The organism is Reyranella sp. (assembly GCF_030651995.1).
In the GTDB taxonomy this organism is placed as follows: domain Bacteria; phylum Pseudomonadota; class Alphaproteobacteria; order Reyranellales; family Reyranellaceae; genus Reyranella.
Genome location: NZ_JAUSBN010000060.1, coordinates 32,326 through 44,469 on the forward strand (window position 1 = coordinate 32,326; position 12,144 = coordinate 44,469).

The 12,144-nt window shown below is 66.3% G+C and carries 10 protein-coding genes; 5 read left to right on the plus strand and 5 right to left on the minus strand.

Annotation, left to right across the window (positions count from 1 at the left end):
• Positions 1–89 precede the first annotated feature (89 nt).
• The gene (asd, locus tag Q7V45_RS18715) at positions 90–962 is read right to left on the minus strand and encodes an archaetidylserine decarboxylase (RefSeq protein WP_304854784.1); all 873 of its coding nucleotides are present in this window, start codon (positions 960–962) and stop codon (positions 90–92) included.
• A 26-nt stretch (positions 963–988) separates the two neighbouring features.
• Between asd and Q7V45_RS18720 the strand changes: the two genes are divergently transcribed.
• Positions 989–2,713 carry an aminotransferase class III-fold pyridoxal phosphate-dependent enzyme gene (locus Q7V45_RS18720; RefSeq protein WP_370692626.1) on the plus strand — a complete coding sequence of 575 codons (1,725 nt, stop codon included), beginning with the start codon at positions 989–991 and terminating at the stop codon, positions 2,711–2,713.
• Here the strand turns inward: Q7V45_RS18720 and Q7V45_RS18725 are convergent.
• The 3 genes from Q7V45_RS18725 to Q7V45_RS18735 are packed head-to-tail and all read right to left on the minus strand — an operon-like array spanning position 2,696 to position 4,945.
• The gene (locus Q7V45_RS18725) at positions 2,696–3,400 is read right to left on the minus strand and encodes a hypothetical protein (RefSeq protein WP_304854786.1); all 705 of its coding nucleotides are present in this window, start codon (positions 3,398–3,400) and stop codon (positions 2,696–2,698) included. The genes Q7V45_RS18720 and Q7V45_RS18725 overlap by 18 nt on opposite strands.
• A 37-nt stretch (positions 3,401–3,437) precedes the next feature.
• On the minus strand, positions 3,438–4,280 hold the full coding sequence (locus Q7V45_RS18730) for a hypothetical protein (RefSeq protein WP_304854787.1): 843 nt from the start codon (positions 4,278–4,280) through the stop codon (positions 3,438–3,440).
• Positions 4,277–4,945 carry a methyltransferase gene (locus tag Q7V45_RS18735; protein WP_304854788.1) on the minus strand — a complete coding sequence of 223 codons (669 nt, stop codon included), beginning with the start codon at positions 4,943–4,945 and terminating at the stop codon, positions 4,277–4,279. The genes Q7V45_RS18730 and Q7V45_RS18735 overlap by 4 nt, the downstream gene beginning before the upstream one ends.
• Before the next feature lie 403 nt (positions 4,946–5,348).
• On the opposite strand from Q7V45_RS18735, the gene Q7V45_RS18740 reads away from it, so the two are divergent.
• The 4 genes from Q7V45_RS18740 to Q7V45_RS18755 all read left to right on the plus strand — a co-directional run bounded on the left by Q7V45_RS18740 (position 5,349) and on the right by Q7V45_RS18755 (position 11,471).
• Positions 5,349–5,798, plus strand: coding sequence for a DUF2202 domain-containing protein (locus Q7V45_RS18740; protein WP_304854790.1), 450 nt, complete (start codon positions 5,349–5,351; stop codon positions 5,796–5,798).
• A gap of 79 nt (positions 5,799–5,877) precedes the next feature.
• Positions 5,878–6,078, plus strand: a complete 201-nt coding sequence (locus tag Q7V45_RS18745) for a hypothetical protein (protein ID WP_304854792.1) — start codon at positions 5,878–5,880, stop codon at positions 6,076–6,078.
• A 549-nt stretch (positions 6,079–6,627) separates the two neighbouring features.
• A complete protein-coding gene (locus Q7V45_RS18750) occupies positions 6,628–7,311 on the plus strand; it encodes a response regulator transcription factor (protein ID WP_304854794.1) in 684 nt (227 codons plus the stop codon).
• A complete protein-coding gene (locus Q7V45_RS18755) occupies positions 7,308–11,471 on the plus strand; it encodes an ATP-binding protein (protein WP_304854797.1) in 4,164 nt (1,387 codons plus the stop codon). The genes Q7V45_RS18750 and Q7V45_RS18755 overlap by 4 nt, the downstream gene beginning before the upstream one ends.
• Positions 11,472–11,535: 64 nt before the next feature.
• Here the strand turns inward: Q7V45_RS18755 and Q7V45_RS18760 are convergent.
• Positions 11,536–12,144: calcium-binding protein (locus Q7V45_RS18760; protein ID WP_304854799.1), on the minus strand; the 609-nt coding region annotated here is incomplete at its 5' end.

Genomic DNA, 12,144 nt, shown 5'->3' on the forward strand with positions numbered 1-12,144 from the left:
GGTCACCGAACTGACACGCCGGCCTCACGAGACGGCAACGAGACTGTTGCACTGGGAAGGGAGTGTCCGCCTCCCGCTCCCCGGTCGCATCAGGGCAGAACCATCAGGCGTTGGCCCATCCGGATCTTCGTGCCCTCGGCGATGTCGTCGCACAGGCGGAAGCCGCGGGGGGCGAAGACGATGATGGTGGACCCGTGCTCGAACCAGCCCAGTTCGTCGCCCCGTCGAACGCGCGTCGAACAGACGATGTCGGCCGCACCGCGATAGTTCATGTTCATCACGACATCGAGGAAGTGCAGCCGGATGCCGGCGACCAGGATCGCCGCGACCGGCACCAGCGCCACCGGGTGGCCGCCCGCGGCGAGGCGCAGCCGCAGCACGGCGCGCTCGTTGCGGCAGAACAGGCGCTCGACCCGCCTGAGCGCGATCGGGTTCACGTTCCAGGTGTCGCCCGAAACGTAGGTCACGCGCTCGACCGTCGCGTCGTGCGGTGCATGGAAGCGGTGGTACATGCTCGAGGTGAGACGCAGCGTGACATAGGTGCCGTCGCGGTAGGTCTCGACCAGGTCCGGGGCGATCAGCAGATCCTCGAGCCGGTAGGGGAAGCCCTTGGTCTGGAACAGCTCGGTCCCCCGAACCGTGCCGCACGCCCCTACGATTCCGTCGCAGGGACTGACCAGCATCGAGGGATCGGCGTCGAGCGGCCGGGCCCCGGCACGCAACTCGCGCGTGAAGCAGTCGCGCAGGCTTCTGAAGGTCTGCTTCTTCGACTCGGCGAGGTCGAGATCGGCGAACAGGCGCCAGACCGCGATCGAAGCGCGAGTCAGCGCCGGACTCTCGATGCGGCTGAACCAGCCCATCCAGCGCGTCACGAGCCGGCGCGGGATGCGGTTGGTCAGCAGGAAATTGATGTTCTCCTGCTGGAGGAGCTTCAGCAGTTGCGAATGAACGCTTTTGGCCACGTCGAAAACTCCGGGGAAGCTGAATGATGAACCTGATGGATGGCGAGACTGTCGCGGCGCTGGTGGCCGGGGGGCTGGCGCTGTTCCTGCTGGCACCCAGGGTGCGCAACCGCCTGATGCTCTCGCGGGCCAAGCACCGCTCCCTCGCCGGCCATGCGCGGATGTCTCGGCGCATCGCCGGGCTGGTCCCGCACTATGTCTATGAAGGCGACCTGTTCTTCCGCGCCGACGATGCCAGCGAGGCCGTCTCGGCCCGCCGCAGGATCGGCTTCGACGCGCTGGCCGAGACCTTGCGCTCGGGAGACGGGCGCACGCTGCGGTTGACCTCGGAGGCGACGCGCCACATCTCCGACCTGCAGTTCACCGAAAGCTACCGGGTCCCCTTCCAGTTCAGTCCGCGCGTCCGGGCGGCGCTGCCCGCCGGCGCCTTCGTGGCCTCCTCCGAGGGCGTCCAGGTCACCGACCTCGACGGCACGGCGCGCTACGACCTCAGCGGCTCCTACGGCGTGAACCTGCTCGGCTACGACTTCTACAAGGGCTGCATGGAGCGCGGCGCCCGGCGAGTCGCCGGACTGGGGCCGGTTCTCGGAGCCTATCCCGATCTCGTAGCCGACAATGCCCGGCGGCTCGCCCGCATCTCCGGCAAGCCGGAAGTGTCGTTCCACATGTCGGGGACGGAGGCGGTGATGCAGGCCGTGCGACTGGCGCGCTACCACACCGGCCGCTCCCACCTCGTGCGCTTCTGCGGCGCCTACAATGGCTGGTGGGGCGACGTGCAACCCGGCGTCGGCAATCCGGTGGCCGCCCACGATACCTACACGCTGGCCGATCTCTCGGAGAAGACCCTCGCCGTCCTGCGCCGCCGCACCGACATCGCCTGCGTACTGGTCAACCCGATCCAGGCCATGCATCCCAACCAGGGCGCGCCGGCGGATTCCACGCTGATCGCCAGCCGGCCCGACCGTGGCGTCAGCCGGGAAACCTATGCCGCCTGGCTGAAGGCCCTGCGCCAGGTCTGCACCGAGCGCGGCATCGTTCTCATCCTCGACGAGGTGTTCGTCGGCTTCCGGCTCGCGGCCGGCGGCGCCCAGGAGTATTTCGGCATCGAGGCCGACCTCGTGACCTATGGCAAGACGGTGGGTGGCGGGTTTCCGATCGGCGTCGTGTGCGGCGACCACCGCCTGATGAAGCGGTTCCGGGACGACCGGCCGGCCGACATCTGCTTCGCGCGCGGGACGTTCAACGCCCATCCCTACGTGATGGGGGCGATGAACGAGTTCCTGCTCCATCTCGACTCGCCCGAAATGAAGCAGGTCTATTGCGACCTCGATCAAACCTGGGACCGGCGCGCATCCGAACTCAACCGCCGGCTCGCGGAGCGGCAGCTGCCGGTGCGCATCGGGCACCTCTCGTCGATCTGGACGGTCTGCTACCCGACGGCCGCGCGCTACCACTGGATGTTCCAGTACTACCTCAAGGCCCATGGCCTCGCCCTCAGCTGGGTGGGCACGGGGCGCCTGATCTTCAGCCTGAACTTCACCGAGGAGCAGTTCCAGGCGGTGGCCGACCGCTTCGTCGCGGCCGCCGAAGCGATGCAGCGCGACGGCTGGTGGGAGCCGGGGGTGCTGGCCACCGACCGGGCGATCAAGCGGCGCATCCTGCGCGAGATGGCATCGCACCTGCTGGGCTTCCCGGGGCGGGAACGCAAGGAGCGCCTGGCGGGGCCGCAGCCCCTAGACGCCGCCCTTTGAGGCCGGGGCGACAGCGTCCTCGACGACGGTCGCGGGCAGCTCGGGAATGACCTCGGGCAGCAGTTCATCCGGCAGGATCGGAGCCGCGACGGTCTCCGGCGTGTGGCGGCTATAGCGCCCGGTCAGGAGTTCCCACGGCGCGCGGTGGTACAGCTTGATGTCGTGGAACGGATCGGTGGCGATCTTGGTCACCCAGACGAGGCCGGTGGTCAGGTCCTTGGTCACGAACAGCTGAAGGGCGCGGAAGGCGATCCCCGCCAACCCGACGACCAGCCACAGCTCGCCCACATGCGTCACGAATTCGGTCCAGTCGGCGTGCGGCGTGAAGACGCCCAACAGGGTCGGGTCGGCCACCAGCAGGAGCGGCGACGCCGCCCAGATCGCGAGCAGCACCAGCTTGCGCTGGATGTTGTAGCCGACCTTGATCTCCTCCTTGTATTCGTCGGTCGCCTGGTTGACGGTGTCGTAGCCGCGCGGCTCGAAGAACAGGTGGCCGATCTGGCGGGTCGTCATCGCGACCAGCCAGCCGATCAGGGCCGCCATGGCGGGATCGGTGAAGGCCACGACATAGGCGAACAGGAAGCTGGTCGCGCTCAGCAGGTGCAGCGACTGGTTGACCTTGCTGTGATGGTAGTAGCGATGGTCATCCCATCGCTGGACCTTCAGCTCGTGCAACAGTCCGGTCATGGCGGTTTCCTCTGTTCGGCGGGGTTTGGAGGGGGCGCTACAGGTTGACGACGAAATATCCGAGGGCGGCGACGCCGATCGCGGTCGCGGCAATCGCCGCGAGCGGAACCAGCGGGTGAACGATGTTGAGCCGACGGAACAGGTTGCAGAGGTAGCCCACGGCCTTCTGCGCCGGCGTGCGCGGGCTCTTCGAATATTCCATGGCCGCCTTGACCACGTAGAAGACGGCGGTGTTGGCCGCGAGCGCGAACCGGCCGCGGACACCGGCGTCCGGGACGGTCACGAGGTAGTTGCACTTGAGCAGGATGCGCTGCGGTGCGCCTTGCGTGTAGCTGCCCTCGACCCAATGCAGCTCGCGATGGAAGTCGAGCAGGCCGAACTCGTAGGTGGTGAAGGCCTTCTCGACCCGGCTGTCGGCGAACACCACCTTGTAGCTCGCATCGGACTGGAGGTAGATCAGCGCCCGCACGACCATGCTCGACGACAGGAAGCGCAGGTTGCCGTCATAGTGCCTGTCGAATAGGCCCTGGTCGCCGCCGCGGTCCTTGTTGTAGTGCGAGATGTAGAGCTCGTCGGTGTGCTTCATCGGCTCGAAGCCGCTGCCGGCCGGAACCTGCCGCACGATCAGCTCGCGGATGACCGGGCTGTCGCGCAGCCGGTCGATCCGGGCGACGATCTCGGCGGGAAGCGTCTCCACATAGACGTGGCAGGAGGGCCGCTGGCCGAGTTCCTCGCGGAAATGATCCTCGACCCACCGCGACAGGCCGTCGATCAGGGCGCGATCGTCGGGCGCCTCGAAGCGGCCGATCGTGGCGGGAAACAGGGTCGAGACCGCGCCCCGCGTCGAGTCCGGGGCGGGGGAGTCGAGAATGTCGGTCACGAGATTTCCTGGCTGAGGCGGCTCGAAACGGTGTCGTCGGCTGCGGCGACCGTCGCCGTCGCCGCCGTGGCCGCGAGGACGAGGAGTCCGGCCAGCCTTATGGCCGGTCGGCGTCGCGGTCCGGCCTGTTCCATCGCGAGCAGGCCGAGGTTCAACACGACATGAATCGTGGCGAGCGGCCACCATGCGGCCCGGAATTCCGGGTTGAGCAGCGTGCCGCCGAAGGCCATCACGTTTCCGACGATCATCGGGTGGGACATCAGGGAATAGGGAAATTCCGTGATCCGCCGCGCGGCCAGGCCGGCCAGCTCGTGGCCGTAATAGGTCCGGTCGATCCCCAGCACCGAGGCGGCGCGGGCGTTGAGCAGAATGCCGAGCGCGATCACGCCCAGGGAAAGGAAGTCGGGCGGCGCCTGCAGATAGACGAAGGCGAGCGCGACGACCGAGAGGGCCTTCAACAAGAGGGCGTCCCGCTTGAAGACGCGGAACGAGTCGACGCCCCAGGCGAAGGCGTACCAGTAGAGGCCGTAATAGACGAAGCTGACGAGGTATATTGCGAAGCTCGCCTCACGGCCGATCGCGGCGCCGGCCAGCACGGCGGCGACGAACATCCAGCAGGCGAGAGACGACCTGTGCTGGTCGAGGATGCTACGACTCCGGGACACCACGCGAAAACCCATATGCCGGACGTGTTGCCGGGCCATGAAGGATCCGCGTCGGTTCGTTGACCCGTGCCGGGCCGGCTGCACATGCCGCACCTTGGTCAGGGACAGCGGGACCGACAGGGACATCGCCAGGGTGGTGTCGCGGTCGACCTGGATCCGGCGTAGGCGCGCCCATTCAAGGCCCGTGTCGAGGAGGGAAATGTGGATCGCAGAAGAGCGGGCGACGACTCGACGGGCACAACCGGTTCCCGAAGTTCGTCCTCGGTGCCAAGGTCAGAAACCGGGTCGAGGTCGACACTGCCGATCATCGGCCCAAAGCCGCCGCCTGATCCCAGGCCGCCTTCACCAAAATCCGGTCACAGCTCGGTGGTCCATGCCCCCAGACACAAAGACCATAGAGGCATTGCGCGAAGCACTCGACGATGAATACAAGGCGCGAGCGAAGTACCGTATGGTGATCAAGGCCTTCGGGCCGGTCCGCCCATTCGCCAACATCGTCGAAGCTGAAGATCGACACGTCAAGGCGCTGCTCGCCCTGTTCGCGCGCTTCGGGGTCGAGCCGCCACCGGACACATGGCCTGAGCGTGTCGCCGCATCAACCTCGCTGCTTGAAGCTTGTCGGGTGGCCGTACAGTCTGAAATCGAAAACGAGGCCATGTACGAACGGCTCCTCGGACAGATCAACGACCCCGCGGCCTCCACGGTGATGCGCCGGCTCCAACGAGCGTCGCAGGAGCGGCACCTGCCGGCATTCAAGCGCTGCCTCGAGCGCGAGACAGGTCGAGGCGGCGACCCGGGCAGACCAAGGGACGCACGACCGCTACACGCCAGGGAACGCCGGAGAGGCCGGTGAACGTCGCGGCTTGGCCACCCGCCTCTGGTGATCTGAACGGATAAAGCCGTCTCAGTTCTCGTTTGAACAGGGTGGTGTCATGGAAGAAGCCAAGAAGCGCAGTGTCTTGATGCCGTGGCTGATCGGCCTCGCAATTGTGGTCGTTGCCGACGTTTGGATTGCCTACCAGATGTTTGCCACCGCTTGCCAAGCTCCCGGCTTCGTCCAGGCGATAGTGGTAGTGCTCATGCCAACCGTCTACCTGGTGCTCATGTACTTGACCTTCAAGAGTCAAAAGTGAGCCATGGGCAGAGGTTGGTGACGTCGTGACGAGGTGAGGCGGCGTATCGTGGGGAGTCGGCCCCTCCACTTCTCCAGCAGCCACCTCGACCTCGACGGCGATACGATGATCAGGCTCGTGGCCTGGACGTCGAATTTTTGGAAATGGTGCCCCAAGACGAGCCAAGCAAACTCTTAAAGTTCAATGAGTTGGATGAACGTGCGACAGCTTCAGTCGGCATGATGTTCCAAGGCTTTGCAGAGCAAGTGTAGCGCCTCCGAGGACGCCGGTGCGAACAGACGCGCCAGTCGCCGCCTGAAGGCAAAGCCGTAACTCGATAGCTCCCTTCGACCAGGATCCAGGCAATGCCATCACGCAAGCGATTGCGTCCGCCGGACCAGCATTCGACAGGCTCTTCATGGACTGCATGTCTCCGGCGCCCCTGGGCCGGTATCCCTTTTGCCAGAGCCAATGTTGACGGGATGTTGATCGACGACGTCGTCAGAATGACGAAACCATTGGAAAACCGCGTACGGCAGGGTAGGTCTCGAACCGTGGGGGAGGAGCATTTTGTACGACGTCGCCGTTGTCGAAGACGAGATGCTGGCACGCAAAGCGACCGCCCTGTCCCTGCGACAGGCCGGTTATACGGTGCATGAGGCAAGTGACGCCCTAGCCTGCCGGGCTCTGCTTCGCCAGAAGCGCCTCGACTTGGTCGTACTCGACCTTGGCCTGCCCGGCCTCGACGGAATGAGTTTCGTGCGCGAGCTGCGCAGCGGCTCCCAGGTTGGGCTGATCGTCGTTACCCGCCAGTCGGCGGCGGAGACACGGATCGCGGCGCTCGATCTCGGGGCGGACGACTACCTGGTCAAACCCATCGACTACGGCGAACTGGCCGCCCGCATCCGCAGCGTGCTGCGCCGGTCGAGCCGCGAGCACGGGCGGCGCAAGAGGTTGGGACACTGCACCGTCGACCTCGATGCACGCACCGTCAGCAACGGCAGCGAGTCTGCCAACCTGACGCGCGGCGAGTTCGACATCTTGACCCGCCTGATGCAAGCCGGCACCAAGATCGTCGCCCGCGAGGCCCTGCAATCGGTGATCAGCCGCTCGCCCCAGGAGTCCGACCTCCGATCGGTCGATGCACTGGTGAGCCGGCTACGACGCAAGCTCAGCGAACTGGACAACGGCAACGTGATCGTCACGGCCCCAGGTTTCGGCTATCGCCTCGCGACTCCGCCCGAGGAAATGTGACGGGCTTTGCCGGCCGTCAGCGCGAGAGACAGTTCCTTCGTCTGGCACTCGAGGGCCGCGAGTCGAAGCTGCTGATCGTGCGCGGGCCGTCCGGAGTAGGCAAGACGGCGCTGATCGAGCACGCTTTGCACGACATAGCGCAGACACAACCGATCCTGGGTCGTGCCAAGTATGCCGAACAGGCGGTCAGCACGGGGTTGCGGCCGGTCGTCGATGCGCTCTCGCAGGCGGTCGATGCGGCCCTTGGCCGCCTCTACGATCCGGCCTCCGGCGCGGCTTCGCTGCGCAAACTCCTGGGCGTACAGTACGGCACCCTTGTCGCGGCGGGATTCGATGCCGGAGGATTGACCCGTGGCGCTGCGCCACCGGCGACCACCGCGCTATTGAGCCATGAAGGCACGGTGCGTCTGATTGATGCGCTGGTGCGCGTGCTGCAGTGGCTCGAAGGATTTGCCCTGCCGGTCGTGTTGTTCATCGACGACTGGCACCGCGCGCCCAACGAGGCAGTAGGCTTCGTCCATGCCTGCAGCCAGCGCGGCGAGACCAGCCAGCTCAAGCTTGTCCTCGCGGCGCGCGGCGAAGGCGCCGCCGCTTATCCAGCAACCGCCTCCATCCTGCAACTCGCGCCGCTCGGCGCCAACCAGCAGTTCGAGCTTCTGACCGGCCTGCTGGGCAACCCGGGGCGCGCACAGGCGATGATGGACTGGCTGGGTGACGGGTCGAGCGGCCTCCCGTTCGACCTTTGCCAGATTGCGCTCGCGCTCGAGCGCACGCGGGCCTTTGTCGGGACCGGCGAGGCGCATCGCATCGATCTCGCGCGCGCGGCCGCCATCGACCATCGCGACGTCAACAGGCTGATCGTCCAGCGTGCCCGAGCACTGCCGCCGGAAATCCTGCGTCTCGGCATCGCTGCCGCCCTTTGGGGCGATCGCGCGCCCCTCGATCGGCTTGGCAGCTGTCTCGCCCTGTCGCTCGCGGCCACAAGGTCGGCGGCGGAAATCCTGCAAGCCAACGGGCTTCTGCGCCTGGAAGGCGAAGAGATCGCCTTCCCGCACGACCGGATCCGGACCAGCCTGCTGGAGGTGCCGCAGCGCGCGGAACTGATCGCCCTCGCCCACGCCATGGCCGACGTCGTACTGAGTGGGAATGCGGGCGCCCACACGCAGACCGCGTTGCGGCTGAAGCTGCTCGGCGGACTGGAAGAGGTGCGCGACGCCCGGCTTGCCGCCCTGTTCGCTGCCGAGTCGGCATCAGCGCGGCTCGCCGCCCAATTCGACCTGGCCGCGGATTTCGGCGAGGCGGCCTGGTCGATCTTCCAGCGCGTCGCCGACCCGGATCGCGGACAGCGGCTGAGCGTGCTGCGCGAGGCCTGCTTCGCTGCGGCACACAACCGCCAGGTCGAGACGACGCGGCAGCGCTGCGTGCAGATGATCGCCGCGACGGTCGATGACGCGGAGGCGGCCGATGCCTATGAACGGAGCGTCATCGCCATGCGCGTGACGGGAACGTCCGCCGACGCCTGGGTCTTCTGTCGCGAAGGGCTCGCACGTTTTGGCGTCCGCCTGCCCGATCGCGTCGGCCACTTGCACATCGTCCTGGCCTCGATCGTCTGGCGGCTGGTCGGACGAAAGGCGCGTCGGATGCTCCGGCACGATGCGAGAACGGAGCAAGCGCTCGCTTCCTTTGCCAGCTCTGCTGGCTACACCGTCTGGGAACGCAGCCCGCGCCACGTCGCCTATATGTCCATCCAGCTCGCCATTCGCGCGCGTCTGATGGGCTACAACTCCGCGCTTTGGCTGAGTGCCGATGCGCTGATCGCCGCCGTTCTCAAGGACTATCGCGCCGCGGCGGCCTTCGGTGACCAGGCCTTGGCCAGCCTCGAGGAGCTACAGGTCGGACGCGGGTCGACGCTCCACCGCGCCGTGTATTTCGGCAAGATGTGGCGCGACCCGCGCGCGTCGCTGATCGACAGCAACCGCCGCATCTACGATTTGTGCATCGTCGAAAGCGACCTGATCAGTGCGGCCAATGCGCTTCTCAACGAAGCCGTGTGGACCTGGCGCAGTGCGCCGACTCTGGAGGAAGTCGCGGCAAAGCTCGTGGATTGCGACAGCAAGGCCGTGCGTCTTGGCGCCACGCGGGCCATCGCCGAGATGGCGCTGCTGGCCGAGCTCGTTCAGCGGCTGCGACGGCCGGAGCCACTGTCGTCCAGCCTGCTCGACAAGTTCATTGCAGGAAAGATCGACGACCCGCCGATGGTGGCCGTCGAGTATCTCAGCCTGGTTGAGGATTGGCCGGCCATCCTGCGCATCGCCGCCGCGTGCAGGAACAAGCGCCATACGCTCGATTCCCATCCGGTCGGCGTGAGCTGGCGCTTCCATGACAATCTCGCGCGCCTGAAGACCGGTCTGCCGCTCGACCGCTCGGACCTCAGGTTCATCGAGCGTGCTGCCCGGGCCAACCCGACGGACCAACTCGGCAAGCTTCTGCTGCTGCGCGCCGAACGCTCCTATCGTCGGGGAGAAAAAGACTGTCTGCTTGGCTATGCCGCCGCCGTCGAGGCGATGCGGAGTGGTTCGTCACGCCTCGAACTGGGCCTGGCGGCGGAATGCGCCAGTGTTGCCGCACGCGAGTTGGGCGACAAGGCCGCGCACGAGCGGTTTCGGGACGTCGCGGTGACGACCTGGTCCACCTGGGGGGCGCTGGGCAAGCTCGCCATGTACCACGTGACCCAGCTCGATGCCTCGATCCGGGCTCAGCTGGCGGAAGCGGAAGCGCAGTCGGCGATGGCGCAGCGTGGCGAACGGGCCAAGTCGCGCTTCCTTGCCGAGGTCGGCCACGAACTGCGCACACCGATGCAGGCAATACAGGGGCTGCTAGACCTCGCCGCCGAGCGTCCGGGGGAGATCGATGTCGGCGAGATCCGCGAGGTCTTCGGCAGCCTGAGAACCGTCGTCGACGATCTAATCGAGCTGGGCGCACTCGGAGCGGAAGCCCCCCTCAACCTGCGGCCAACCGACCTCGCGTCGCTGTTGGGGTCTGAGCTGGCGCTGGTGCACGAGAGCGCACGCCAGAAGGGGCTCTTGCTCTCCTCGGATCTCGTCGGCGTGCATGGACAATACTTCGAGCTCGATCCCCACAGGCTGCGCCAGGTGGTGCGCAACCTGCTGTCGAATGCCGTCAAGTACACCGACCACGGCAACGTCGTGCTGCGGGCGACTGTCGATGACGGGTCCGGCGCAATGGTTCGACTCGCGGTCGAGGACACAGGACCCGGAATCCCTGAGGAGCGCCTCTCCCATCTCTTCGAGCCGTTCGACCGTGCCGGCCGACAAGATGCCAAAGGACTAGGCCTCGGTCTCCTGCTGTCGCGCCGGATCGCGGAGCGCATGGGAGGATCGCTGACGGCGGAGAATCGCCCGACGGGCGGCACCCGCTTCGTTCTGTCGTTCGCCGCAAACCCCGCCGCCTCTGCCCTGCCGCCTAAGGTCCCACAGACGATCGGGCGCCGCCTCACGATCCTGATCGTGGAGGACACGTCTCTTGTGCGCCGGCTGATGGTACGGCTGCTGGGCAATGATGGTCATGAGCTGATCGAAGCTGAAACCCTGGCACAGGGGCTCGAGATGGCCCGGCGGCACAGCTTTGACCTTCTGCTGCTCGACCTCCATCTCCCTGACGGCGACGGCCTGTCGCTTGTCGAACGGTGGCCGTTGGAACGTCGACGACCGCCGGTCATCGTGCTGACCGCCGCCGCCACGCGCGAGACAGAGGATCGCGTGACGCATGCGGGAGGCACCGTCCTGCGCAAGCCGATCGCCGCCGCGGATCTGCGCACGGCGATTGTCCGGGCGTGCGGCGACATGGAAGCTGTGTCGGCCCGCGATGACTTCGAGGCCGAGATGGCCAGGCTGGCACGCGAAGCAAACCAGGAGATTTCGAAGCGGACGTCCGAACTGATCGACCTCGTGGAATCGAACCACCCTCGTATGGAAATCCAGAAACACGCCCACAAGCTGGCCGGACTGGCATCCCAGTTCGGCGCGCCGTCCATCGCCCACGCCGTCGACGGGATCGAGTGGGCTTGTGCGAACGGAACGCCGCCTGCTGAGGGTCTTGCCGCCCTCAAGCGCGCCCTTGTCGAGAGCGACGGGGGTTAGAGAACGCCGCTCGGACGACGACGGGCCAGTCCCAGGCCGACTCGAAATCTCGGCCCCACTTCGCCTAGACAATGAGGAAATCGTTCTCCGTGAGCGAGAGGCCGATCGCAAGAGCAGCAAACGCTTTAGCGCTTCCGGCGCCCGTACCGTCTGCATCGTACATGATCGTTCCGCTTGCGGAATCATAGATGAGACGATCGTTCGCATCCTGTGCCGCGCCGCCGATATGGAAGGCGGAGGAGCCGACCAAGCTCTGTCCTGCGAATTCGGCGAAGATCGCATCATCGAGAGCGATCCGGTCGATGCCCGAAGTGAAGTCAAGAATCACATTGATATCGGTTCCCAATAACGCCGTACTGAAGACGAAAGTGTCCACGCCCGCCCCGCCATGCAGCACGTCGGAGCCGCCGCCCCCGTTCAGCACGTCGTCACCTGCACCACCCTCGAGACGGTTGGCCAAGCCGTCGCCCGTCAGCAGGTCGTTGCCTGATCCGCCGATCAGGTTCTCGATGTTGCTGATCGTGTCCTGGACGACGCCGTTCACCGTCACGGCAACGGGCGTTGCACCGGCCAGCGTCACCACGACCGGGCCCGCCTTGTCGCTGAAGACGGCCGTGTCGATCCCCGCCCCGCCATCCAGCACGTCCTTGCCGCCGCCGCCGTTCAGCACGTC